Genomic DNA, 25,132 nt, shown 5'->3' with positions numbered 1-25,132 from the left:
CAGATTCTAACCGAATTTGCCAACAGGTTTGCCAAGACCGCTACCCGAGGGCAAAGTCAACCGCCGCCCGGGCATGCAGCGCCGTGGTGTCCAGCAGCGGCAGCGGGCTGTGCGCCTGCTGCACCAGCAGCGATATCTCGGTGCAACCCAGCACGATGGCGTCGCAGCCCTCCTCCTGCAGTTGCGCAATGGCCTCCTGGTAGAAGAGGCGCGACGCATCGCGCACGATGCCCTGGCACAGTTCCTCGTAGATCACGCGGTGCACTTCGGCGCGCGTGGCAGCGTCGGGCGTGGCGACGTCCAGGCCGTAGTCCTGCACCAGCCTGTCCTTGAGAAACGGCTGCTCCATGGTGAACGCCGTGGCCAGCAGGCCCAGCTTGCGCAGGCCCTGCGTCCGCGCCGCCTTGCCCACGGGGTCGGCGATGTGCAGAAACGGCAGCGGCACGGCGGCGGCAATCGTGCCGGCCAGCTTGTGCATGGTGTTGGTACACAGCACGATGGCATCGGCCCCTGCGGCGTGCAGGCGGCGCGCGCTGTCGGCCAGCAGGGCGCCGGCATCGTCCCAGCGGCCTTCGTGCTGGGCCTGGGCGATGGGGCCGAAGTCCACGCTGTGCATGAGCAGCTGCGCCGAGCGCAGCGGCCCCAGGCGCGTGCGCACCTCCTGGTTCATGAGGCGGTAGTACTCGGCGGTCGATTCCCAGCTCATGCCGCCGATCAGGCCTATGGTCTTCACATGGATCTCCAGTTGGAAAACTGCCATGATCCGCACCGTGCAGCCCATCGTCTATCACGGAATTTCACGCGCCACGAGCGTCGCCGCGGGGCTGACGGTGGAACTGCTCGCACGCGCGCCCTACAGTGCCCGCGACAACCCGCAACGCGCCTCGCTGGGCATGGCGCTGGAACGGCAGACGGGCGTGCATGCGATCGGCACGGACCGGCGTGAAGACTTCGACACCTGGACGGGCACCCTGTCGTTCACCCCACCGGGCCTGGACGTGTTCTCGGAGTCGGCCACCGGCGGCGAGTACCTGGTGGTGCGCTGGGACGCAGCAGAAAGCAGCGATGGAGCCCAGGCCGGGCCTGCGCGGCCCCAGCGCACAGCCCCACCCGCCCTGCTGCAGCAGGCGCTGGCGCTGCGCGCGCTGCTGGTGTGCAGCGCGCCGGCAGCGCAGGTGCAGGCGCGGGTGCAGTTGCTGCTGGTGGGGCTCGATGCCTTGCGGGCACCTGCACGCACGGCGCAGGGTCTGGCGGACCTGCGCCCGCTCTACGCCCGCGTGCTGGAGCGCATCGACGACGAGATCGGCCACCCCGATGAAGATCTGTCGCTCGCCGCACTGAGCGCCTCGGTGCAACACACGCCGCTGGCCTTTCTGCGCCACTTCAAGCAGCTGACCGGCATGACACCCCACGCCTATGTGAACGAGCGCCGGCTGCAGCGCGCGCGGCATCTGCTGCACGCACCGCACGGCACGCTGGCCGACGTGGCCGCCACGGCGGGCTATGCGAGCCAGTCGCACATGGGTACGGCCGTGCTCAAAGCCTTGGGACTGACGCCCTCGGCGTACCGGCGCGGGCCCCGCTGAACCCCCACCATGATCCAGGACGCCACACCGCCACCCCACCGCGATGCACTCCGCGACCAGCACCCCATCCCCGGCAAGTGCCCACGGCTGCGGGCTACCTGCCTGGCTGCGGCGCTGACCATGGGCGCATGGACGGTGACCCACGGCGCACCACCCGCGCGGCCGCCCGCAGGCACCGACGTCGACGAAACCCGCACCGTGGCACAGCGCACGCGCGCGCCGGCGGACTGCCTGTCGGTGGTGCTGGAGGGCGTCACGGTGCTGCTGGACCGCAGTGAACTCAACCGCCAGGCCAACGCCAAGCCTGCCCAATGGAAGACCGAGGCCGAGCGCATGGCCCTGATCGAAGGGCGGCGTGCGGCGGCGCTGCTGCAGGCCGCCACTCCCGCCAAGGGCGGCAGCAACCCGGCCTGCCACACGGTCACGCAGACGCTCGATGGCGAAGACCAGTTCGTGGTGCTTGCGCACCTGGAACGCGGCGCGGCAGCCGTGCTGCCCGAGGGCACCACGCAGCCCGTGCCGGCGGTGGCCATCCGCTACCTGGGCCAGCGCTGCGGCCCGCTGTGCGGGCGCGGGAGCATTCTGGTGTCCGTGCCCGGGCAGCCGCGGCCCTTCATGGTCACGCACTGGTGGGCGTCCTGAACGCGCCTGGAAGAAGCGGCCTGCCCTTGCCGTGGCACTGGCCGGCGCGACCGGCGCCCGAAGGTATGCTCGCCCTCCAGGGCCCCATCCATGAACGTGACAACGAGGAACCCGTCTCCATGCTCCGCCTTCTGAAGATACTCGCCTGGTGCACCGCATTGCTGGCCGGCAGCGCCATGTCCCAACCCACCGAGCACTGCAGCAGCGCCACGGGAACACAGGCCAATGCCTCCTGGCAACTGGTGCCGCGCCAGGGCATCACCTGCGGCAGCTTGCAGGTCAGCATGGGGCAGGATCGCGAAGCGCTGCGCAAGGCCATGGGCACAGCCGGATTCGTGCCACCCAAGCCCGGCCGCTACCCAGACGAAGACGACTTCCTCACCGCCGACAAATCCACCTTCATCCGCGTGCGCTACGACGGCAGCAAGGTGCAGGACATCGAGTTTCTGGCCGGCACGCTGAAGTACCAGGGCGTGGACCTGCACCGCAACACCAGCTTCGCCAAGCTCAAGCGCCAATTCAAGGCCATGAAGCTCGGTTTTCGGGACACGAAATGGCTGGGGGACGGCCAGGATTGTCCTGAGCTTGCGATCAACATCGCCAGGCACGAGGACGTGGGTGGCGATGGCGATGGGATCGAGTGGGTGATTCTGAGCAGCACCTTCAAATAACCTGGCCCGCCATCCTGATCAGACCCGCCCGGCTTGCGGCGCGGATGCTGCAGGCCTCGCGATCACGTCGGCGCGCGGCAACAGGCGCATCGCTGGCCGGAGGGTGACAAGCACAGACGACGCCACAAAACAAAAAAGGATCCCGAAGGATCCTTTTTGCTTGCCTGCTGCCTGGGCAGCCTGCGATGTATGGAGCGGGAAAAGAGTCTCGAACTCTCGACCTCAACCTTGGCAAGGTTGCGCTCTACCAACTGAGCTATTCCCGCATTTTACCGAAGCCTCACATTGTACATCGTTTAGTACGTTGTGTGCTGCGATGGAATGAATTGTAGCGCATTTTCTGGGGGTCTCTGAAAATCCCTTCAAAAATTTTGCCTTCCCTGCATTCCATCGACTTTGCACTGCAGGGCCGGTTCACACCCTTTCAGTGCTTGAGTCCATCTGCAGCGGGCGCAGCCGCCTTGTCGGCCGAAGGCGCCGATGCCACGGCCACCTCTTCGTCCGTCAGGGGCACGGGCATGCTTTCCAGGGCGATCTCCAGCACCTTGTCGATCCAGCGCACGGGCACGATCTCCAGGCCGCTCTTGACGTTGTCCGGGATCTCGGCCAGGTCCTTCACGTTCTCTTCGGGGATCAGCACCGTCTTGATGCCGCCGCGCAGGGCCGCGAGCAGCTTTTCCTTCAAGCCACCGATGGCGGTGACTTCACCGCGCAAGGTGATCTCGCCGGTCATGGCCACGTCGGCGCGCACGGGGATGCCCGTGAGCGCGGAGACGAAGGCCGTGGTCATGGCGGCACCGGCGCTCGGGCCGTCCTTGGGGGTGGCGCCGTCGGGCACGTGGATGTGGATGTCGCGCTTCTCGAAGGCTTCGTCCTTGATGCCCAGGATGCGCGAGCGGCTGCGCACCACCGTGCGCGCGGCCTCGACCGATTCCTTCATCACGTCGCCCAGCGAGCCGGTGCGCGTGATCACGCCCTTGCCGGGCATGGCAGCGGCTTCGATGGTCAGCAGGTCGCCGCCCACCTCGGTCCACGCCAGGCCAACCACCTGGCCCACCTGGTTCTGCGCCTCGGCACGGCCGTAGGTGTACTTGCGCACACCCAGGAAGTCGGGCAGGTTGTCGGCGGTGACGACGACCTGGGGCTCGAGCTTCTTGAGCTGCAGGCCCTTGACCACCTTGCGGCAGATCTTGGACAGCTCGCGCTCGAGCGAGCGCACGCCGGCTTCCCGCGTGTAGTAGCGCACCATGTCGCGCACGGCGGGCTCGGTGATGTTGAGCTCTTCGTCCTTCACGCCATTGTTCTTGAGCTGCTTGGGCAGCAGGTACTTCATGGCGATGCTGGTCTTCTCGTCCTCGGTGTAACCCGACAGGCGGATCACTTCCATGCGGTCGAGCAGGGCCGGCGGGATGTTCATCGAGTTCGAGGTGGCGACGAACATCACATCGGACAGGTCGAAGTCCACCTCGACGTAGTGGTCGCCGAAGGTGTGGTTCTGCTCGGGGTCCAGCACCTCCAGCAGCGCGCTCGACGGGTCGCCGCGGAAGTCGGTGCCCAGCTTGTCGATCTCGTCGAGCAGGAACAGCGGATTGCGCGTGCCCACCTTCGAGAGGCTCTGCAGCACCTTGCCCGGCAGTGCGCCGATGTAGGTGCGGCGGTGCCCGCGGATCTCGGCCTCGTCGCGCATGCCGCCCAGGGCCATGCGCACGTACTTGCGGCCGGTGGCCTTGGCGATCGACTGGCCCAGCGAGGTCTTGCCCACGCCAGGAGGGCCCACCAGGCAAAGGATGGGGGCCTTGACCTTGTCCACGCGCTGCTGCACTGCAAGGTACTCAAGGATGCGGTCCTTGACCTTGTCCAGGCCGAAATGGTCTTCGTTGAGCACGCCTTCGGCGTTCACCAGGTCGTGCTTGATCTTGGTCTTCTTGCTCCACGGCAGCGCCGTGAGCACGTCGATGTAGTTGCGCACCACGGTGGCCTCGGCCGACATGGGCGACATGAGCTTGAGCTTCTTGAACTCGGCATCGGCCTTCTTGCGCGCCTCGGCGGGCATCTTGGCGAGCTTGATCTTCTTTTCGATCTCCTCGATGTCCGCGCCCTCTTCGCCTTCGCCCAGTTCCTTCTGGATGGCCTTGACCTGCTCGTTGAGGTAGAAGTCGCGCTGGTTCTTCTCCATCTGGCGCTTCACGCGGCCACGGATCTTCTTGTCGACGTTGAGGATGTCGACCTCGCGGTCGAGCTGCTCGAACAGGTTTTCCAGCCGCGCCTTCACGTCCGACAGGTCGAGCACGATCTGCTTGTTCTCGAGCTTGAGCGGCAGGTGCGCGGCAATCGTGTCGGCCAGGCGGCCCGGGTCATCGATGCTGGAGATGCTGGTGAGGATCTCTGGCGGGATCTTCTTGTTGAGCTTGACGTACTGGTCGAACTGCTGCATCACCGCGCGGCGCAGGGCCTCGATCTCGCTGGGCTTGGCGGCCTCGGCAGCGGGCTCCACGGGCGTCACGGTGGCGGTGAAGTGCGTCTCGCCGTCCTCGATGGACGATACCAGCGCGCGCTGCTGGCCTTCGACCAGCACCTTCACGGTGCCATCGGGCAGCTTGAGCATCTGCAGGATGGTGGAGACGCAGCCGACGTCGAACATGTCGGCCACCGAGGGCTCGTCCTTGGCGGCGGCCTTCTGGGCCACCAGCATGATGCGGCGGTCGGCCTCCATGGCCAGCTCCAGCGCCTTGATGCTCTTGGGGCGGCCCACGAAGAGCGGTATCACCATGTGGGGGAACACCACCACGTCACGCAAAGGCAACAGCGGCAGGTCGATGGGGGTGGCTGGCAGGGGGGTGTGTCCGGACATGGAAATCCTCAGTTAACTCTGTGGCAGATGGTCCACATGTGGGGATTTTCAACCCCTTCTCCCAGCCGCGCTGGAAGAAGGGTTGAAGGGCAGCGCCTACGGCTGCCCTGCGCGGCATATGCAGTCAGCTGCATGCACCACTGGGACATTTCGGAACACTCAGAACGCAGGGGCTTGCGCTCTCAGGGCCCTAGGCCTTTTTGGCTGCTTCCCGGTACACGAGAAGCGGCGGCTTGCTTTCTTCGATGGTGGACTCGTCCACCACGACTTTCTCGACGTTGCTCTGGTTGGGCAGGTCGAACATGGTGCCGATCAGCGACTGCTCCAGGATGGAGCGCAGGCCGCGCGCACCGGTCTTGCGGGCCAGTGCCTTGCGGGCGATGGCCTTGAGCGCGGCGGGGCGGATCTCCAGGTCCACGCCTTCCATGGCCAGCAGCTTGCTGTACTGCTTGACCAGCGCGTTCTTGGGCTCGGTCAGGATCTGCACCAGCGCGTCCTCGCTCAGCTCGGCCAGCGCCGTCACCACGGGCATGCGGCCCACCAGCTCGGGAATGATGCCGAACTTGATCAGGTCCTCGGGCTCGATCTCGGTGAACACCTCGGTCAGCGAACGCTGCTTCTTGCTCTTGACCGATGCCCCAAAGCCGATGCCCGACGCCTCGGTGCGGTTCTCGATGACCTTCTCAAGGCCCGCGAACGCACCGCCGCAGATGAACAGAATGTTGGTCGTGTCGATCTGCAGAAAGTCCTGGTTCGGGTGCTTGCGCCCGCCCTGGGGCGGCACGCTGGCCATGGTGCCTTCGATCAGCTTGAGCAGCGCCTGCTGCACGCCCTCGCCCGACACATCGCGGGTGATGGAGGGGTTGTCCGACTTGCGCGAAATCTTGTCGATCTCGTCGATGTAGACGATGCCGCGCTGCGCGCGCTCGACTTCGTAGTTGCAGCTTTGCAGCAGCTTCTGGACGATGTTCTCCACGTCCTCGCCCACATAGCCGGCTTCCGTCAAGGTGGTGGCATCGGCCATCACGAAGGGCACGTCCAGCATGCGCGCCAGCGTCTGGGCCAGCAGCGTCTTGCCCGAGCCCGTGGGCCCGATCAGGAGGATGTTGCTCTTGGACAGCTCGACATCGTCCTTGTGCGCCTTGTCCTTGTGGCGCAGGCGCTTGTAGTGGTTGTACACCGCGACGGCCAGCGTGCGCTTGGCCTGGTCCTGGCCGATGACGTAGTTGTCCAGGTTGGACTTGATCTCCAGCGGCGTGGGCAGGTCGCTCTTGGCGTCCTTGGACAGCTCGCCCGAGGGCAGCTCGTCACGGATGATTTCGTTGCACAGGTCAATGCACTCGTCGCAGATAAAGACGGACGGTCCGGCGATCAGCTTCTTCACTTCGTGCTGGCTTTTGCCGCAGAAAGAGCAGTAGAGGGTTTTCTCGCTGGAGGAGCCTTTTTTCTCGGCCATGGGGGCAATGCCTTGTTACGGAAAGTTGTCGGGAGATGATAACCAAATAAAAAGCGGCGTTGTTTCCCCGGGAAACTGCCTGCTTTCCAGGGCGGGAATGCACTGCACTCCACCCAAGGCTACAGGAGGGAGGCACCAGGCACGCCGGGTACCGCCGTTTTCAGGGAAACGAACGCCGCAGGCCGATCACAACGCCCGGATCAGGGGCGCTGTGCGATCACCTGGTCCACCAAGCCGTATTCCTTGGCCTCGTCGGCCGTGAGGAAGTAGTCGCGCTCGGTGTCGTTCTTGACCTTTTCCAGCGGCTGGCCCGTGCGCTCGGCCAGGATGCGGTTCATCTGGTCCTTGGTGCGCAGGATGTCGCGCGCATGGATCTCGATGTCGGTCGCCTGGCCGCGTGCGCCGCCCAGCACCTGGTGGATCATGATCTTCGAGTTGGGCAGCGAGAAACGCTTGCCCTTGGCACCGGCCGCCAGCAGGAAGGCGCCCATGCTGGCCGCAAAGCCCACGCACATGGTCGACACATCGGGCTTGATGAACTGCATGGTGTCGTAGATGGCCATGCCGGCCGTCACGCTGCCGCCAGGCGAGTTGATGTAGAACGAAATGTCCTTGTCGGGGTTCTCGCTCTCCAGGAAGAGCAGCTGCGCCACCACCAGGTTGGCGGTCTGGTCGTTGACCTCGCCCACCAGGAAGATGATGCGCTCCTTGAGCAGGCGCGAATAGATGTCGTAGGAGCGCTCACCGCGTCCCGACTGCTCGATGACCATGGGGACCATGCCCAGGGCTTGTGTATCCAGTGAACTCATGTTTTCTCCAGTGCAAGCAGGTACTGTACCCAGAAATGAATTGGGGCTTGTGCATGAAAGCACAAGCCCCTGCGGCAAGCTATCGCCGGCCCATCCGCAAAGGACGGCCGGCGAACACCGGCTTTAGCCTTGCTGGCCCATGAGTTCGTCGAACGACACGGCCTTGTCAACGACCTTGGCCTTGCCCAGCACGAAGTCGGTCACGTTGTTCTCGATGACCACGGCTTCCACTTCGGCCAGGCGTTGACGGTCGCCGAAGTACCAGCGCACCACGTCTTCGGGCTTCTCGTAGCTGGCAGCCAGCTCGTCGATGTGGGCCTTGAGCTGCTCGGGCTTGGCCTGCAGTTCGTTGGCGCGCACCAGCTCGGCCACCACCAGGCCCAGGCGCACGCGGCGCTCGGCCTGGGGACGGAACACGTCTTCAGGGATCTCGGCCTTGTCGGCGTCCTTCAGGCCGCGCTGCTTGAGGTCGGCACGGGCGCCTTCCAGCAGGCGGGCGATTTCGGCCTGCACGCTGGCGTTGGGCAGGTCCAGCTCGGCCTTGGCCACCAGGGCGTCCATCACGGCTTGCTTGTTGCGGGCCAGCAGGCGGAACTTGACTTCACGCTCCAGGTTCTTCTTGATGTCGGCGCGCAGGCCTTCCACCGAGCCGTCGGCGATGCCCAGCGACTTGGCCAGGGCGTCGTTCACTTCGGGCAGGTTGGCGGCTTCGATCTTCTTGACCGTGACCAGGAAGTCAGCCGTCTTGCCGGCCACGTCCTTGCCGTGGTAGTCGGCAGGGAAGGCCAGCGGGAAGGTCTTGCTTTCGCCGGTCTTCATGCCGCGCACGGCTTCTTCGAATTCCTTGAGCATCTGGCCTTCGCCGATCAGGAACTGGAAGTCCTCGGCCTTGCCGCCGTCGAACGGCTCGCCGTCGATCTTGCCTTCGAAGTCCACGGACACGCGGTCACCGTCTTCGGCAGCAGCGCCCTGGGCGCGCTGGGCGAAGGTGCGGCGCTGCTTGCGCAGGATGTCGATGGTCTTGTCGATGGCCGAATCGGTCACATCGGCCGACAGCTTCTCGACTTCGGCGTCAGACAGGTCTCCGATCTTGACTTCGGGGAACACTTCGAAGATGGCGTCGAAGGTCACCTGGCCTTCGGGGGCGCCGTCTTTTTCGGTGATGCGGGGCTGGCCGGCCACGCGCAGCTTGGCTTCGTTGGCAGCCACGGCAAAGGCTTCACCGACCTTGTCGTTGAGCACTTCGTACTGCACGGAATAGCCGTAACGCTGGGCGACCACGTTCATGGGCACCTTGCCGGGACGGAAACCGTCCATCTTCACGGTGCGCGCAAGGCGCTTCAGACGCGTGTCGACTTCGGTCTGGATCGCGGTCAGGGGCACGCTCAGCGTGATCTTGCGCTCGAGCTTCTCAAGGGTTTCAACAGTAACGGACATGGCTATTCCTCTAAGACTCTAAGAATGTGATCGTGCTCGCTGCTGCGCAGTGTTCCGCAAGGTCTCACATGGATGGTGCGCGGGGGGGGACTCGAACCCCCACACCATTGCTGGCGTCAGGACCTAAACCTGGTGCGTCTACCAATTTCGCCACCCGCGCGGTTCAACAACAAACAAACAGGCGGCAAGCTATGCCCGCCGCCTGTGTGAAATCGGTCAACCTTAGATTTTAACCTGAGAAGCGGGGCTCTCCGATTTCCACCCGCCCATGGCGTGCAAGGGTTCACCCTGCCCCCGCGCACGGCAGGGGCATTGCGCCGGGGGCTCAGGCCGCGGCCAGCCGCTCGTCCTCAGGCCGCTTCACGCGGAACCAGGCCGCATACATCGCCGGCAGCGCCAGCAAGGTCAGCACCGTGGCGACGATCAGGCCGCCCATGATGGCCACGGCCATCGGGCCCCAGAACACGCTGCGCGACAGCGGGATCATGGCCAGCACGGCAGCGGCCGCAGTGAGCACGATGGGGCGCAGCCGGCGCACGGCCGACTCCACAATCGCGTCCCACGCCGGGATGCCCTTGGCGCGGTCCTGTTCGATCTGGTCGATCAGGATCACCGAGTTGCGCTGGATCATGCCCATCAGCGCGATCACGCCGAGCAGGGCCACGAAGCCGAAGGGGCGGTTGAGCAGGATCAGCGCACCCGCCACGCCGGCCAGGCCCAGCGGCCCGGTCAGGAACACCAGCATCGCACGGCTGAAGCTGTGCAGTTGCAGCATGAGCAGCGTGAAGGTGACGAACAGCATGATCGGGATGCCCGCCGCGATGGAGGCCGAGCCCTTGGAGCTTTCCTCCACGGCACCGGCCACCTCGATGCGGTAGCCGCCCTGCCCGGCCTCGCGCCACTTGGCCTCGATGGCGCGCAGGCTGGGCAGCAGCTGCGCGGTGACGGTGGCGCCCTGCACGCCTTCGGTCACGTCGCCCTGCACGGTGATGGCGTAGTCGCGGTTCTCGCGCCACATCACGCCCGGCTCCCAGGTGAACACGGGCTTGGCGATCTGCGTGAGCGGGATCGACTTGCCCGATGCCGTGGGCAGGTAGGCATTGGCGATGTCGGTGATGGCATTGCGCTCGTCGAGCGGCTGGCGCAGCATGATGTCGATGAGCTTGTCGCCCTCGCGGAACTGGCCGACCTGCGTGCCCGAGAGAATGGTCTTGCTGGCCTGGGCGATGGACTGGCTGGTCACGCCCAGGGCGCGCGCCTTGGCCTGGTCCACCTCCAGGCGCAGCACCTTCACGGACTCGTTCCAGTTGTCGTTCACGCCGCGCATCTGGGGGTTCTCGCGCAGGGCGGCCTTGACCTCGTCGGCGCGCTCGCGCAGCACCAGCGGGTCCAGCCCGACCACGCGGAACTGTACCGGGTAGGGCACGGGCGGCCCGTTGGGCAGCAGCTTGACGCGGCCGCGCACTTCAGGGAACTCCTGCGCCAGCAGCGCAGGCAGCTTGATGCGCAGGCTCTCGCGCAGCTTCAGGTCCTGCGGCACCACGATGAACTGCGACACGTTGCTCTGCGGAAACACCTGGTCCAGCGGCAGGTAAAAGCGCGGCACGCCCGAGCCCACCCAGGTGCTCACGGTGTTCACGCCCGGCTCGGCCAGCAGGCGCGCTTCCACGCGCTTGGTGACCTCTTCGTTGCCCGCAAACGACGTGCCTTCGGGGAACCACACGTCGACGATGATCTCGGGGCGGCTCGAATCGGGGAAGAACTGCTGCTGCACCTGGCCCATGCCGACGATGCCCAGCGCAAAGGTGCCCACCGTGAGGGCGATGGTGATCCAGCGGTGGCGCACGCACCAGGTCACCAGGCGGCGAAAGAAGTTGTAGAACGGGCTGTCGAACACCTCGTGCCCGCCCGCCTCCACGCCGTGGTGCTCCTGCGCATGGGCCACATGGGCCGGCACCTTGAGCAGCAGGGTGCCCAGGTAGGGCACGAAGTAGACCGAGACGATCCAGCTCAGGACCAGCGCGAGCACCGTCACCGCGAAGATCGCGAAGGTGTACTCGCCGGTAGTCGACTTGGCGATGCCGATGGGCAGAAAGCCCACCGCCGTGATCAGCGTGCCCGTGAGCATGGGCATGGCCGTGAGCTCGTAGGCGAAGGTGGCGGCGCGCACCTTGTCGTAGCCCTCTTCGAGCTTGAGCACCATCATCTCCACGGCGATGATGGCGTCGTCCACCAAAAGGCCCAGGGCGATGATGAGCGAGCCCAGCGAGATCTTGTGCAGCCCGATGTTCCAGTACCACATGCCCAGGAAGGTCACGGCCAGCACCATGGGGATGGTGATGCCCACCACCAGGCCGGGGCGCGGGTCGATGTACCAGCGCTTCCACAGCGGGTTCTTGCCGGGGCGCTTGTGAAAGCCCAGGGCGACGAAGCTCACGGCCAGCACGATGACCACGGCCTCGATCAGCACCTTCACGAACTCGTTGACCGAGGTGGCCACGGCCTTGGGCTGGTCCTGCACGTTCACCAGCTTCACGCCGGCGGGCAGCGAGGAGCCGATGCGGTCGGTGGCGGCGTGCAGCGCCTTGCCCAGGTCGATGATGTCGCCGCCCTTGGTCATGGAGACCCCCAGGGCGATCACTTCCTTGCCCTGGTGGCGCACCTTCACGGCGACCGGGTCCACATAGCCGCGCTTGATCTCGGCGATGTCGCCCAGGCGCAGCTGCGCGCCGGAGGGGCCGCGGATCGGCATGGCCGCGAGGTCTTCCACCGCATTGAACTGGCCGGCCACGCGCACCTGCACCTGGTCCAGCGGGGTCTGCACGGCGCCCGCGCCTTCCACGGCGTTCTGCTGGCCCAGCTGGGCCAGCACCTGGTTCATGTCCAGGCCCAGTTGCGACAGGCGCTTTTGCGAAATTTCGATGAACAGCTTTTCGTCCTGCACACCGAACAGCTCGACCTTGGCCACGTCGGGCACGCGCAGCAACTGCTGGCGCGCGTCGTCGGCAAAGTTCTTGAGCTCGGCGTAGCTGAAGCCCTCGGATTCGAGCGCGTAGATCACGCCATACACGTCGCCGAAGTCGTCGTTGAAGAACGGCCCCTGGATGCCCGAGGGCAGCGTGTAGCGCATGTCGCCGATCTTCTTGCGCACGGTGTACCAGACATTGGCCACCTCGCTGGCCTTGGACGAGTCCTTGATCTGGAAGATGATCTGCGACTCGCCGGGCTTGGAGTAGCTGCGGATCTTGTCGGCGTAGGGCACCTCCTGCAAGGTGCGCTCAAGCTTGTCGGTGACCTGCTCGGCCACCTGCTGCGCCGTGGCGCCGGGCCAGTAGGTGCGCACCACCATGGCGCGGAAGGTGAAGGGCGGGTCTTCGTCCTGCCCCAGCTGGAAGTAGGCGGCAAAGCCCAGCAGCATCAGCACCACCATCAGGTAGCGCGTGAGCGCCGGGTGGTCGAGCGCCCATTTGGAGAGGTTGAACCCCTCTTTTGGTTGGATCTGGCTCATGGCGGGCCCTTACTTGGAAGCCGGGGCCGCAGCCACGGGCGAGGCTGCGGGCGCCACCGGCAGCGCCATGTTGCCGGCAGCCGTCTGGGCCTTGGCCGCCGGGGCGCCATTCGACTTGGGCTGGTAGACCATGACCTTCTGCCCGGGCGAGAGCACATGCACGCCCGTGGCCACCACCTGCATGCCGGGGGTCAGGCCCGCGGCCACCACGGCATCGTTGCCGTCGGCCGTGGCGATCTGCACCACCTGTGATTTGACGGTGCTGGTGGCAGCGTCGTACACCCACACCGCCGTGGCCTGGCCCTCCTGGCGCAGCGCACTGGTGGGCAGCTTGATGGCCACCACACCCGCATGGCCCAGCGCCTTGGGCTGGGCATACACCGTGGCGCCGAGCGCCGGAGCGTCCTTGCCCTCGATGGCCACCTTGACCTGGAAGGTGCGCGTGGCCGCATCGGCACTGGCCGCCACCTCGCGCACCTTGCCTGCCATCTCGGCACCGCCCGACCAGCCGCGCACGGCCACGTCGGAGCCCACCGGGATCTGCGCGACCTTGTCCTCGGGCACGGCGAACACCACGTCGCGCGGGCCGTCCTGCGCGATGCGCACCACCGGCGTACCGGCCGCGACGACCTGGCCCGGCTCGGCCTCGATGCCGGTGACCACGCCCGACACATCGGCCACCAGGCGCGTGTAGGTGGCCTGGTTGCCTTGCGAGGACAGCTGAGCGCGTGCCTGGTCCAGCGTGGCCTGCGCGGCCTTCAAGGTCGCGTCGCGGCGCTCCAGCTCGGCACCGCTGATGAAGTTCTGGTCCTTGAGCGTCTGGTAGCGCTTGAAGTCGGCTGCCGCCAGGTCGCGCTGCGTGGTGGCCGCAGCCACTTGCGCACGTGCCGAATCGGCCGCCAGCTGGTAGTCGCGCGGATCGAGCTGGGCGAGCACGTCGCCGGCCTTCACGCGCTGGCCCAGTTCGGCCTGGCGCTGCACGATCTTGCCCGCCACGCGAAAGCCCAGGCGCGATTCCACGCGGGCACGCACCTCGCCAGCGTATTCCACCTGCGACTGCAGGGCACCCACGCCCACCGTCATCAGCTTGACGGAGCGCACCGGCTCCTCCGGCGGGGCCGGCCGCGAGCAGGCGGCCAGCACCAGGGCCGAGGCCGCCAGCAACAAAAACCTGGAGGGCCGGTGAATGGGCCGCGAGGCGGAGGGTGTGCGCATGGAAAATCCGGTGAATGAAAAGGGCAACACGAAGGTCAGCCAGCGCCACCCCTACGGCTACGACAGCCGCCCAGGGTAAACACTGACAAAACAAGTTACTGACTGACTGGTTAGTAATCTATGAGAACGCCTGCGCCTTGTCAAGCGACAATCCATGCCGTGAATCCATCTCCCAACCCCCAGCCCGCCGCCGCCCCTGGTGCCGCCCCTTCGGCCGCCCCGGCCGTGGCCCCGCCGGTCACGCACTACGAGAATTTCCCGGTCGCCTCATTGCTGTGCCCGCCGCACCTGCGCCCGGTGATCGCCGCGATCTACGCCTTCGCGCGCACGGCCGACGACATTGCCGACGAGGGCGATGCCCTGCCCGCCGAGCGCCTGGCCGACCTGGCCGCATTCAACGCCGACCTCTCGGCCATTGCCGAGGGCCGCGCGCCCTCGCCCCGCTGGGCCGATGTGTTCGTGCCGCTGCAGGCCGTGCTGGTCAGCCACCGGCTGCCCGTACCCCTGCTGGCCGACCTGCTCAGCGCCTTTGCCCAGGACGTGGAAAAGACCCGCGATGCCGACGGCTACGCCGACCGCACCGAGCTGCTCGATTACTGCCGCCGCTCGGCCAACCCCGTGGGCCGGCTGTTGCTGCACCTGTACGGCGTGGATGGAGACAAGGCCCTCGCGCAGAGCGACGACATCTGCACCGCGCTGCAGCTGGCCAACTTCTGGCAGGACCTGAGCGTGGACATACCGCGCGGACGCCACTACCTGCCGCGCGAGGACTGCGCCACCCACGGCGCCTGCCAGGCCGAACTGCTGGAGCTGCGCAGCACGCCCGAGAACGCCCGCCTCATCCTGGACTGCGCCGCCTGGGCCCGTGCCAGCATGCTGCGCGGCGCCCCGCTGGTACGCCGCCTGCCTGGCCGCGCCGGCTGGGAGCTGCGCCTGGTGGTGCAGGGCGGCCTGCGCATCCTGGACAAGGTGCAGGCCCTGAAAGGGGCGAGCCTGCACACCCGCCCCAGGCTGAACCCGTGGGACTGGTGCGTGATGTTGGGGCGGGCGCTGGTGATGTAGGCGGTCACGCCACCGCCAGCCACCCGCAAAACGCGACCGACGCCGCATCCTGCGCGGCCCGCGGCGAGAGCATCCAGTAGTACTTCTTGTCGCCCGAGAGCAGCTGCGGGAAAGGCATGGCCAGCAGCCCGCCGGCCAGCGCCTCGCCCAGGAAGCGCGGATTACCCAGTGCCACGCCCAGGCCCTGGATGGCGGCCTGCACGCTCAGGTGGGCGTGGTCGAACACCAGGTCGCCGGCAGGCTGGATGTCCTGCGTGCCCGCCTCCTGCAGCCACTGCTGCCACACCAGGGGAGTCGAGCGGCTGTGCAGCAGCGTGTGCCGTGCCAGGTCCTGCGGCGCCTGGATGGCCTTGGCGCCCTCCAGCAGCGCAGGGCTGCACACGGGGGTCAACACATCGGGAAGAAACGCACCCGCGCTGATGCCGCGCCAGGGCGTGCGCTGCTGCAGCGCCGCCAGCTCGCCATCGGCAAAGCAGCGGATGGACACGTCGTAGTCCGCCGGCTCGAAGTCGAGATGCCCCACGGTGGTGACGAGCTGCACGTCCAACCCCGGCATCTGCGCGCAGAAGGCCGCCAGGCGCGGGATCAGCCACTGCGTGGCAAAGGTCGACGTGGCATTCACCGCCAGCGTGTTGCGCCGCGTGGGCCGCTCGATGCCGGCCGTGGACCGGGCCATCAGGTCGAGCGCGCTGGTCAGCCCCGGCAGGTATGCCGCACCCGGCGGCGTGAGCGCCAGGCCCCGCCCCTCGCGCTGCACCAGGGCCACGCCCAGCCATTCCTCCAGCGCCTTGATCTGGTGGCTGACGGCGCTTTGCGTCACCGACAGCTCGTGCGCGGCCTGCGTCACGCTGAGCAGCCGGCCCGCCGCCTCGAAGGCGCGCAGCATGTTCAGCGGCGGCAGGCGGCGCGCCGCACCCGGTGCGGCAGGGCTATTTTTGGCATGAGCTGATTTCATGGATGCGCAAATTATTGTCGATAGTCGTCCGCAGCGCCACTGCGTAGCATCGGCTCCATGCAAGGACACAACTGGTTAGATTTGTTCATCATGTGCCGGGCCGGCGACATGCCTGCACCGCGACCCGTGCGGGCGTGTCCCGTGCAAAGCCCTCCCGCCTGCCGAGGGCATGACCATGCCGCCATGGCTGTGACATCCCACGGCGCCACACTGGCCCTCCAGCCGCCCTCCATGACCCCTTCCAGCACCAGCACCAGCACCACCGCCACGGCCGCCGGCCGGGCGGCGGCCATTCTGCTGCCGGCCTTGCCCGAGGGCGTGGCTGCGAGCGCCAGGCGCCTGGGCAGCCTCGATTGACGGAACAACGCCGCACCGCAGGAGTCACACCCCCATGGCCACCGATTGCAGCACCGCCCCGCCCGCCGCCGGCCCCGGCGCGGCAGCGGCACCGCGTGTAGCAGCCCGGCTGCGCGTGGGCGTGCGCCACGCGGCCAACTCGCTGTGCCTGCGCATCGCCTGCCTGAACATGACCGCCATGACCCCGGCCACCCAGGACCTGGAATACGGCATGGCCCAGGTAATGGCGGCCGCCGACCGCCTGCTGCGCGAGGCCGGCAGCCACAAACACCGCATCCTCTCGTGCGAGCTGTTCGTGCGCGAACCGGCCCACGTGGCGGACGCCAGGCGCATGCTGTGCGGCTGGATGGCCGGCGGCCTGGCCCGCCAGCAGGTGGCACCCCCGGCGGTGCACGCCCATTCGCTGGCACGGCCACCGCCCCCTGCACGCGATACGGCAGGTCAGGCGGCTGCGGTACCCCTGGTGGAAATGGCGCTGGTGGTGGCGCACCGGGCAGACAGCAGCGCTGTGTAAGAAACATTCATGGGCGGCAAGCCGGGCCAGCGGCGCCCTATCAAGCCGCACCGTGATGGTTTGAGACCGGCCTGGAATCAAAGCAGGTTGCTATGCAAGGCATAGCAATCGACGGCAGCTACCGGCCTTGCCCCCGTGCCCGGTTAAAGCGCTCAGGGATAACGCCTGTGCTGCCACGGTGCCGTGCGGTTAGCCTCGCCCCCACTGCAGCGCCAAGAGTGCTGGCAGTGCGAAGACGCATGTTGTCTTGTTCATGATCGACCGGCCAGCGATGGCGCCACCCGCGCCATCGCTGTCTTCTCTGTGCATGGTCCGGCGGCATGCGGCCGTCGCTGTTGTTCACGGAACCCACCGGTATCCCATTGAAGGCACAGCATCCCATGTCCGTCAGCGTTTTCGACCTTTTCAAGATCGGCATCGGCCCTTCCAGCTCGCACACCGTGGGGCCCATGATCGCGGCGCGGCAGTTTGCCTGCCACCTGCAGGCCACGGTGGGCCTGGCGGCGGTGCACAGCGTGGTGGTGGAGCTGTTCGGCTCACTGTCGGCCACGGGCGTGGGCCACGGCACCGACACCGCCGTGCTGCTGGGCCTGGCCGGGCACGAGCCCGAGCACATCGACCCCGACCAGATAGCCCCCGCCATCGCCCAGATCCGCGCCAGCCGCAGCCTGGCCCTGCTGGGCGAGCACAGCGTGCCCTTCGTCGAAAAGGAGCACCTGCTGTTTCGCCGCCGCAGCCTGCCCCTGCACCCCAACGGCATGGCCTTCCATGCACTGGATGCCAACGGCGTGAAGATCGCCGAGCGCGAGTACTACTCGGTGGGCGGCGGCTTCGTGACGGATGCGGCCGGCGAGCGCGTGCTGAACTCGGCAGCGGCATCGGGGCCCGGCGCCGCCGGGCATGGCAACGGCCTGCCCTACCCCTTCAGCACCGGGGCCGACCTGTTGGCCCAGTGCCAGGCCACCGGCCTGACGGTGGCTCAGATCATGGCCGCCAACGAGCTGCACTGGCGCAGCGCCGCCGAGTTGCGCCGCCAGTTGCTGGCCATCTGGCACACCATGGCCGGTGCCGTGCAGCGCGGCTGTGCGGCCACCGGCACCCTGCCGGGCCCCATGCACGTGCGCCGCCGCGCGGCCGAGCTGCACAAGAGCCTGAACACCCAGTCCGAGGCCGCCCGGCACGACCCCTTGTCGATGATGGACTGGGTGAACCTCTACGCCATGGCCGTCAACGAGGAAAACGCCGCCGGTGGCCGCGTGGTGACTGCCCCCACCAACGGCGCGGCCGGTGTGATCCCGGCCGTGCTGCAGTACTACGTGAACTTCCTGCCCGGCGCGGATGAGGAGGGCATCGCCACCTTCCTCCTCACCGCCGGTGCCATCGGCATCATCTACAAGAAAAACGCCTCGCTGTCGGGCGCCGAGGTGGGCTGCCAGGGCGAGGTCGGTGTGGCCTGCTCCATGGCCGCGGGCGCCCTGGCTGCCGTGATGGGCGGCAGCCCCGAGCAGGTGGAGAACGCCGCCGAGATCGGCATGGAGCACAACCTCGGGATGACCTGCGACCCCGTGGGCGGCCTGGTGCAGATCCCCTGCATCGAGCGCAACGCCATGGGCGCCATCAAGGCCATCAACGCCGCGCGCATGGCCTTGCGCGGCGACGGCCAGCACGTGGTCTCGCTCGACAAGGTGATCAAGACCATGATGCAGACCGGCGCGGACATGAAGGTCAAGTACAAGGAGACCTCGCGCGGCGGACTGGCGGTGAACGTCGTCGAGTGCTGAGGGCGAGGCCCCTACTCCGGTAGGGTTCTCACGGACCGGACGGGCCCACAGAATCGGGCTTTTTGCCATGACCACACTGCTGCCTGCCACTTCACCCACCACCTCTCTTGCGCGCTTCTCCTGGATGGCCGTTGTCGCCGCCGCACTGGCCGGCTGCGGCGGCGGCAGTGACGACCCACCCCTGCAGGACGTGGCCCTGCTCGCGGGCGACTGGCAGTCCCAGGGCTGCACGGTGATCGGCAGCAAGCTGAGCCAACGCGGGCTCTTGCGCCTGGTGCGCCAGGACGCCACGCGGTTCACCCAGTCCTATGGGACGGTGACCCATGCCAACGGCGACTGCACGGGCACCGGCACGGTACAGCTCCTCCCGCCGGACACGGCCACCCCTCTCGCGGTACGGAGCACGGCCTCCACCGGCTCCCTTGCCGTCTTCTGGGCACACTGGACGCAGGATTCGGCCGCCAGCACTCCCTATGGCCGCTGGGCGCTCCAGGGAGATTTCATGTGCCCCGTGTTCTACGCTGTCGTGGCGGCCATCTTCCCCGCGCCCCCGCCGCCACCTCCGCACACCTCCTACGACCTGGAAGCCGCCGCACGCCAGACCGACGAGATGCTGCAGCGCAGGGCCTGCTACACGCGCGTTCCCGCATAGGCCGCTGATCGGCGAGCCCGCGCGCTCAACCCGCCGCGACCAGCGCGGCATAGACGCGCGGGCACGGGGCATGGATGTGCGGGGAGACGCGGGTGGCGCTCATGGGCGCAGGGGTAGCGGCAGTTTCCGCCGCAGACAGGCAGCCGGCACGTCTTCGGCCGTCATAAGATGGCAATCCACCACTGCGCAGTGTGATTCTCCCGTTCCATCACCCCAAGGAGCCCCATGTCCAACAGCCAGTTCGCCTTCATCCAACGCCAGTCCGTCCCCGACCGCGCCACGCTGCAGGCCTCGCTGGACCGGCTCGCCTTCGACCTGCAACTGCACCCGGACTTCACCCGCTTCGACGACTCGGGCTTTCTGCCGTTCACGCTCCACGGCACAGAAGGCCCGGGGTTCGAGATCCACTACAGCGAAGCGCAGGATGTGGTGGGTGACGACGAGGGCTTAGCCGCGATTGCCGGCGGCCGCGACTACTGCATCACCATGACCTGGGGCGGGCGCATGAAGGACCTGGCCTGCGTGATGATGGTCAGCTGCGCACTGGCCCAGGACTTCGGCGCGGCGGTATCGTACGAGGGGGAGGAAGCCGCGCCTCTGGAGGAGATGCTGCATACCGTGCAGGTGGCGCTCAAAGAGGCAGCGAAAGAGAAATAAGCGACCAAGCAGGCACGCTGCGGCTCGCGCACCCTACCCGAGCGGCCTCTTGGGCACCTGCCGGGCCAGTTCCGCAAAATGGCCCACGCTGCCCCAGGCGGTGCGCGAGCCCACCACATACAGCCGGGACTTCGCGCGCGAAGCCATGACGTTGAGGATATTGGGCACACCGCCAGCCCACTGCCGGGCGCCCTTCTCGCCCGCCATCGGGGCACCCAGCACGGCGATCACGGCCTCGGCCTCCTTGCCCTGGAAGGTGTGGATGGTGCCCACGCGCTCGTCGAGCCATTTGCGCGCGTCGACGCCGAAGAGCTCGAACACCTGGGGCTCGGCGCGCAGCAGCAGGCGCATTTCCTGCGCCACCACGCGGAAGGGGCAGATCACGTAGATATCGGGGTGCTGCACGCCGGCGCGGGCCAGCTTGCGCAGCATGCGCATGACCACCTGGCCTTCTTCGGCGCTCCATTTGGGCGCGCTGGCGGTGGAGCTGGTGTCGGGGTCGAACCAGGCAGACAGGCCCAGCACGTCGGCGACCTCACCCACGCTGTCCGGCCCCATGGCCGGCACCATGCGGTTGTCGTAGGCAATCGCGTTGGACACGCCGAACATCGGCTCCTGGAAGCGCCGGCGCACCAGCAGCGGCAGGCCCACGGCGCGCGTGCCTTCGGGCGTGCCGAAGTGGGCCTTGATGGCGCTGGCGCTGTCAGCCAGGGTCTGCACCGATGCCTGCGGGGCGCACCACAGCCTGCGGTCCACGCGCTGCTGCAGGGCAATCTGGTTCACAAGGTTCTCGGGGATGGTGACCACGGGCGGGATCTGCAGCGTGTCGCCCACGATGACGGCGCGCCGGGCGCGCATGAGGGCACCCACCGCGCCCTGGGGCGTGGCCTGCCCGGCTTCGTCCACCAGCAGCCAGCCGAACGAGGCCGGCGGCAGGTCGCCCAGCATGCGGTGGATGGACGCGAAGGTGGTGGCCACCACGGGCACCACCAGGAACAGGCTGGACCACAGGTCCGGCAGCAACTGGCGCCGGGCCTGGTCCGGGAAGGTGCCCGACTGCAGGGCCGCCATCAGCACGCCCAGGTTGTGCTCCATCTTGTGGGCGGCGACGGTGACGAAGGCCTTGTGCACTTCGAGCGCGGCGACGAACAGCTTCTCGCGCTCCTTGTGGATCTGGTCGTTGAGCCAGGGCACGGCCAGGTTCCAGGCCTCGTGGCCGCGGTCGAAGAAGGATTCGTCCACGAAGCGGTCACCGATGCGCGCGTAGGCCTCCTTGAGCATGGCGCCCAGGTTCTCGGCCTCGCGCTGCGCGGTTTCGAGCTGGGCGTTGACCATGCCCAGTTCCTCGGCAAAGCCCTTTTGCCGCTGCGCGGCGGTTTCCAGCGTGGCCTGCGCCTGCGCTTCGGCGCGCACGGCCTCGCGGTGGACGCCCTCCCGCGCTGAAGCCTCCGACATCCAGCGCCGGAACGCCTCCGAGACGAACAGCCGCGCCGAGACACCGGGGCGGGCCGCCTGCAGGGCCTGCAGCTCGCGCTCGGCCGCGACGATGGCGGCGCGGGCCTTGCTGGAGCCTTCGATGGCGAGGGCATAGGCAGCCGCTGCCGTGCTCAGGGAGTGGGCGATGGCCTTGTGCCTGCCGTGCAGCTGGTTGATGTCATCGCGCAGGCGGGTCAACCGGGGCGCCAGTGTCCGCGCCTCTTCCAGCCGGGCCAGGATGGCCTCGACCGAGTGCTTGAGGTCGATGAATGCCTTGCGCGCCCGCTTCCACTGCTGCAGGGCGGCATCGCCGCTGAGCGGCCGTTCGGCAGCGACGATGCGGGGCGCCACCATCTGCGGCGGCTGGCCTTCGGCGGCGGGCTCCGGCCGCGACACGTCCAGCCCACGGGCTGCCTTGAGGTAGGTGGAAAAGCCGAAATCCTCGTGCAGCCAGAAGCGCTGGCGAAAATCCCGGCGGTTGCGGCTGTTGCCGAGTGCGGCGGCCATCAGCCCCCAGGGGTGGTCGGCGGGGTCGGCAGGGAAGTTCTTTTCCTCGCCGTACAGCAAGGCCCGGGCGGTGGAGGCAAAGTACCGCGGGCCGGGCTCGATGCTGCGGGCCGAGGGCAGCTCGCGGCTGACGTTTTCCACCGCCTTGTTGTTGCCCGATGCGACGAGCACCTCGAAGCCCTTGATCCGAGGGTCCAGCCCATGCAGGTGGAGGAATTCGCCATCCCCCACCTGGAAGCGCTGGCCCGTCGGGATGAAGGCCTTGTTCGGATCGTCGAACTCCACCAGCCGGGCCGCGCGGCTCTCCACGCAGTGGGCCACCAGGTCGCGCAGCAGGGTGATCTTGCCGGTGCCCGGCGGGCCGTTCACCGCCAGGATGCCCTGCCTGTCGCCGGCAAACTCGGCGCGCGCCGCGTTCACGGCCGCCTGCTGCAGCGTCACCACCGGGTGGCTGCCACGGCTGGGCCAGCGCGCCGGCGGAAAGCGCGCGGGGGCGATCAGCTCGGCAATGGCGGCGTTGTCCTTGAGCAGGTCGCTTGCGGGCGCTGGCTTCAGGACGGACAGGTAGCGCAGCAGGGTCTCGGGCGCGGCCCCGGCATCCACCATGGCGCGCGCCTTGGCCAGGTCGTCGAGGTAGAACGAGTTGATGGGCGGCGCGTCGGGCGCCCCTTCCAGCTTGGGGTGGCGGTACAGCCGCGCCACGAAGCTGGGCGGCAGCACATGGTCGGCGCGCAGGCCCAGCGTGCTGCACAGCCAGCCATGGTTGTCGTTGATCGCCTTCAGGTCCAGCGGCAGGGGCCGGCCTTCGGGGTCCACCCGGGCCAGGCGCCGGTGCAATTGCTCGCGCAGCAGCTTTTCGGCATCGGGCCAGCGTGCGAGCGCGCCGGCCTTGCCGCGCAGCACCGCCGGCACGCCCCAGGCAAAGCTGGAGATGGACACGGTTTCCGGGCCCGCAAGCCGGCCATCCTGGTCCACGATGGCCATGGCGATCGGCGCCCGGTGCCGCTGGAAGGTGCGCGTCTCCTCGTCCTTGCCGAACGAGGACAGCAGGTCGGTCATGCACATTTCCATGCTGACCTCGCCCAGCACGACCAGGTAAAAGAGCCTGAACGGCGGCTTGTAGGACTGCTCGCCCCGCTGCCACGGCAAAGGTTCGCCATCGACCTTGGCGATGCATGCACGGTCGCCACCGACGAGCGTTGCCGGGTCGGTATAGGCCAGGGGCGCCAGCACCTCCAGCGACAGCCAGGCCGACAGGATGGCGTGGGCAGAGTCCTGCGCAGCATGCAGGCTGGCGGGCAGTGCCGACTCCAGCGCGGCCAGGGCGTCCCGGGCCTGGGCATCGCTGGTGGCATTTGCCGGCGCGGTGTCCGCGCCGGGCGCGGCCATGAAGGCAGCGGCCCGCTCCCCGGCAGGCTGCGCCAATGCGGCCGGCCCGGAAAGGGAGAACTGAGCCCGGTCCACGGTGCCAGCCTGTCCGTCGGTCAGCGGAACGCCGCCAGGCTGCAGCGCAAGGGCTGGCGGGCGAAAGCCAGCGCCGGCGCGGCGATGTGGCTGTTTGGCAGGAATGGCATTGGCGACCTCTTTCGTACGCTGTATGGCTTCGTGCGGCGTTGGCAGATCGGCGAGTCCCTCCCCGGCGTCGGGGTGGTTGGCGTGGGGGGAGGACATGTCAATCAAAAAATGCGCGCAGTCAAGCATGTTACATGCGGTAGCCCGGCGCTCCCAGTGCTTTGCCGATGCAGTGGCTGGTGCAGGTGCCCCGCCGCCACAAAAACGGCGGGCCAGGCATTGCGGGCCGCCATGTGGCGCAATGCCGACGCCTGGGCGGCGAGACAGTGGCAAACCGGCCACAGCCCCTTCACAATCCGCGCACCGCTGGGCTGGCCCATGCGATGCCCACGAGGCATGTTGGGGCGCGCGCCTTCGGGCGCCTCGTTTTCATCGGGTATCCACCCGGGTCTTTTTCTTCTTTTCCTTCCATGAAATCTGTTTCGATGCTGCGCCCTGTGGCGCTGATGGCGGCGCTGTTGCTGGCCAACGCCCCCGCCTGGGCCGAAGACACGCTGGCGCGCATTGCCAGCGCGGGCGAGCTGCGCCTGGGCCACCGCGAAAAGTCGCTGCCCTTCTCGTACAAGGACGCCACGAGCGGCAAGGTGCAGGGCTACACGGTGGACATCTGCCTGCAGATCTTCGAAGAGATCAAGAAGGAGCTGAAGCGCCCGGACCTCAAGCTCAAGTACCTGCTGGTGGACGGCAAGAACCGCATCAGCGATGTGAAGGACAACGTGGTGGACCCGGAGTGCGGCGGCACGGCCAACACGGCGGCGCGGCAAAGGGAGATCGCCTTCAGCCACCACATCTTCGTGGCGTCCTCGGCCTTTCTGGTGCGCAAGAACTCGGGCATCAAGACGCTGGACGACCTGCAGAACAAGAAGATCGCCGTGCAGGGCAAGACCACCAACGAAAACCTGCTCAAGGCCAACGAGCGCACCTTCAACCGCAAGTTCAACTATGTGCCGGTGGACAGCACGCTGGACGCCGTAAACGCGCTGGCCAAGGGCGAGGCCGACGCCGCCTTTGCCGACGACGCAGGCATCTGGATCCCGCTCACGCGCCTGGGCAAGTCCATGGACGACTACCTGTTCCTCGAAAAGCGCCTCTCGGTGGAGCCCTACAGCATCGGCCTGCGCCGCGACGACCCCAGGTTCAAGGAGCTGGTGGACCGCGTCACGCGCCGCATGATCCAGGGCGGCGAGATGCTGACGCTGTACAAGCGCTGGTTCAGCTCGGACCAGGGCACGCTGCCGATGAGCATCTTCATGAAGGAAGCACTGCGCCGGCCCAGCGATATCGGTGTCGAACAGATCGCTTTCTGATTCGGTCAAAATGACAGGGGGGCTTGATCCGCATCAAGCCCCCCTGTCGCTTTCTGACACCTGGCCCAATTCCGGCCGGCGATGGGCCCCGGTCGTTTTATAGTCGATAGTAATAAT

General features: G+C 67.4%; 19 protein-coding genes and 2 tRNA genes. 10 read left to right on the top strand and 11 right to left on the bottom strand.

Annotated elements, in window-relative coordinates:
* Positions 1 to 40 precede the first annotated feature (40 nt).
* Positions 41 to 760: an aspartate/glutamate racemase family protein gene (locus U5N23_RS11995; protein WP_322593036.1), complete on the bottom strand. Its 720-nt coding sequence runs from the start codon at positions 758 to 760 to the stop codon at positions 41 to 43.
* On the opposite strand from U5N23_RS11995, the gene U5N23_RS11990 reads away from it, so the two are divergent.
* From U5N23_RS11990 to U5N23_RS11980, 3 genes are all read left to right on the top strand, one after another.
* The gene (locus U5N23_RS11990; RefSeq protein ID WP_322593035.1) at positions 759 to 1,586 is read left to right on the top strand and encodes an AraC family transcriptional regulator; all 828 of its coding nucleotides are present in this window, start codon (positions 759 to 761) and stop codon (positions 1,584 to 1,586) included. The two genes, U5N23_RS11995 and U5N23_RS11990, sit on opposite strands and share 2 nt — an antisense overlap.
* Positions 1,587 to 1,595: 9 nt before the next feature.
* Positions 1,596 to 2,228, top strand: coding sequence for a hypothetical protein (locus U5N23_RS11985; RefSeq protein ID WP_322593034.1), 633 nt, complete (start codon positions 1,596 to 1,598; stop codon positions 2,226 to 2,228).
* Positions 2,229 to 2,347: 119 nt separating this feature from the next.
* The gene (locus U5N23_RS11980; RefSeq protein WP_322593033.1) at positions 2,348 to 2,899 is read left to right on the top strand and encodes a hypothetical protein; all 552 of its coding nucleotides are present in this window, start codon (positions 2,348 to 2,350) and stop codon (positions 2,897 to 2,899) included.
* 190 nt (positions 2,900 to 3,089) lie between these two features.
* On the opposite strand, the gene U5N23_RS11975 is transcribed toward U5N23_RS11980, so the two are convergent.
* The 8 genes from U5N23_RS11975 to U5N23_RS11940 form a co-directional block, all read right to left on the bottom strand.
* Positions 3,090 to 3,165 (bottom strand) — tRNA-Gly (locus U5N23_RS11975).
* Between the two features lie 158 nt (positions 3,166 to 3,323).
* A complete protein-coding gene (gene lon / locus U5N23_RS11970; RefSeq protein WP_322593032.1) occupies positions 3,324 to 5,750 on the bottom strand; it encodes an endopeptidase La in 2,427 nt (808 codons plus the stop codon).
* A 190-nt stretch (positions 5,751 to 5,940) separates the two neighbouring features.
* Positions 5,941 to 7,206, bottom strand: coding sequence for an ATP-dependent Clp protease ATP-binding subunit ClpX (gene clpX, locus U5N23_RS11965; RefSeq protein WP_322593031.1), 1,266 nt, complete (start codon positions 7,204 to 7,206; stop codon positions 5,941 to 5,943).
* A gap of 200 nt (positions 7,207 to 7,406) precedes the next feature.
* Entirely contained in the window at positions 7,407 to 8,015 is a 609-nt protein-coding gene (gene clpP / locus U5N23_RS11960; protein ID WP_007855689.1) for an ATP-dependent Clp endopeptidase proteolytic subunit ClpP, read from the bottom strand.
* A 123-nt stretch (positions 8,016 to 8,138) separates the two neighbouring features.
* Entirely contained in the window at positions 8,139 to 9,452 is a 1,314-nt protein-coding gene (gene tig, locus U5N23_RS11955) for a trigger factor (RefSeq protein WP_322593030.1), read from the bottom strand.
* 73 nt (positions 9,453 to 9,525) lie between these two features.
* Positions 9,526 to 9,612, bottom strand: a tRNA-Leu gene (locus U5N23_RS11950).
* A 165-nt stretch (positions 9,613 to 9,777) separates the two neighbouring features.
* The gene (locus U5N23_RS11945) at positions 9,778 to 12,960 is read right to left on the bottom strand and encodes an efflux RND transporter permease subunit (protein WP_322593029.1); all 3,183 of its coding nucleotides are present in this window, start codon (positions 12,958 to 12,960) and stop codon (positions 9,778 to 9,780) included.
* Positions 12,961 to 12,969: 9 nt separating this feature from the next.
* Positions 12,970 to 14,175: an efflux RND transporter periplasmic adaptor subunit gene (locus tag U5N23_RS11940; protein ID WP_322593028.1), complete on the bottom strand. Its 1,206-nt coding sequence runs from the start codon at positions 14,173 to 14,175 to the stop codon at positions 12,970 to 12,972.
* Between the two features lie 159 nt (positions 14,176 to 14,334).
* Between U5N23_RS11940 and hpnC the strand changes: the two genes are divergently transcribed.
* Positions 14,335 to 15,237: a squalene synthase HpnC gene (hpnC, locus tag U5N23_RS11935; protein WP_322593027.1), complete on the top strand. Its 903-nt coding sequence runs from the start codon at positions 14,335 to 14,337 to the stop codon at positions 15,235 to 15,237.
* Positions 15,238 to 15,241: 4 nt separating this feature from the next.
* Here hpnC and U5N23_RS11930 read toward each other — a convergent pair whose 3' ends face one another.
* The gene (locus tag U5N23_RS11930; protein ID WP_322593026.1) at positions 15,242 to 16,192 is read right to left on the bottom strand and encodes a LysR substrate-binding domain-containing protein; all 951 of its coding nucleotides are present in this window, start codon (positions 16,190 to 16,192) and stop codon (positions 15,242 to 15,244) included.
* Between the two features lie 231 nt (positions 16,193 to 16,423).
* On the opposite strand from U5N23_RS11930, the gene U5N23_RS11925 reads away from it, so the two are divergent.
* The 5 genes from U5N23_RS11925 (at position 16,424) to U5N23_RS11905 (ending at position 20,153) form a co-directional block, all read left to right on the top strand.
* Positions 16,424 to 16,549, top strand: coding sequence for a hypothetical protein (locus tag U5N23_RS11925; protein WP_322593025.1), 126 nt, complete (start codon positions 16,424 to 16,426; stop codon positions 16,547 to 16,549).
* Between the two features lie 34 nt (positions 16,550 to 16,583).
* On the top strand, positions 16,584 to 17,063 hold the full coding sequence (locus U5N23_RS11920) for a hypothetical protein (RefSeq protein WP_322593024.1): 480 nt from the start codon (positions 16,584 to 16,586) through the stop codon (positions 17,061 to 17,063).
* Between the two features lie 380 nt (positions 17,064 to 17,443).
* Positions 17,444 to 18,844, top strand: coding sequence for an L-serine ammonia-lyase (locus U5N23_RS11915; RefSeq protein WP_322593023.1), 1,401 nt, complete (start codon positions 17,444 to 17,446; stop codon positions 18,842 to 18,844).
* Positions 18,845 to 18,911: 67 nt separating this feature from the next.
* Complete coding sequence (locus U5N23_RS11910; RefSeq protein ID WP_322593022.1) at positions 18,912 to 19,496, top strand: hypothetical protein; 585 nt, start codon at positions 18,912 to 18,914, stop codon at positions 19,494 to 19,496.
* A 225-nt stretch (positions 19,497 to 19,721) separates the two neighbouring features.
* On the top strand, positions 19,722 to 20,153 hold the full coding sequence (locus tag U5N23_RS11905) for a hypothetical protein (RefSeq protein ID WP_322593021.1): 432 nt from the start codon (positions 19,722 to 19,724) through the stop codon (positions 20,151 to 20,153).
* A 33-nt stretch (positions 20,154 to 20,186) separates the two neighbouring features.
* On the opposite strand, the gene U5N23_RS11900 is transcribed toward U5N23_RS11905, so the two are convergent.
* Positions 20,187 to 23,807: a DEAD/DEAH box helicase gene (locus tag U5N23_RS11900; RefSeq protein WP_322593020.1), complete on the bottom strand. Its 3,621-nt coding sequence runs from the start codon at positions 23,805 to 23,807 to the stop codon at positions 20,187 to 20,189.
* Between the two features lie 311 nt (positions 23,808 to 24,118).
* Between U5N23_RS11900 and U5N23_RS11895 the strand changes: the two genes are divergently transcribed.
* Positions 24,119 to 25,015 (top strand): amino acid ABC transporter substrate-binding protein, encoded by an 897-nt coding sequence (locus U5N23_RS11895; RefSeq protein WP_322593019.1) that lies wholly within the window; start codon positions 24,119 to 24,121, stop codon positions 25,013 to 25,015.
* The last annotated feature ends 117 nt before the right edge of the window (positions 25,016 to 25,132 follow it).

Origin of the sequence: Acidovorax sp. (genome assembly GCF_034519795.1) — a bacterium.
Classification (GTDB): Bacteria; Pseudomonadota; Gammaproteobacteria; order Burkholderiales; family Burkholderiaceae_C; genus Acidovorax.
This window is presented reverse-complemented; position numbering and strand designations above follow the sequence as displayed.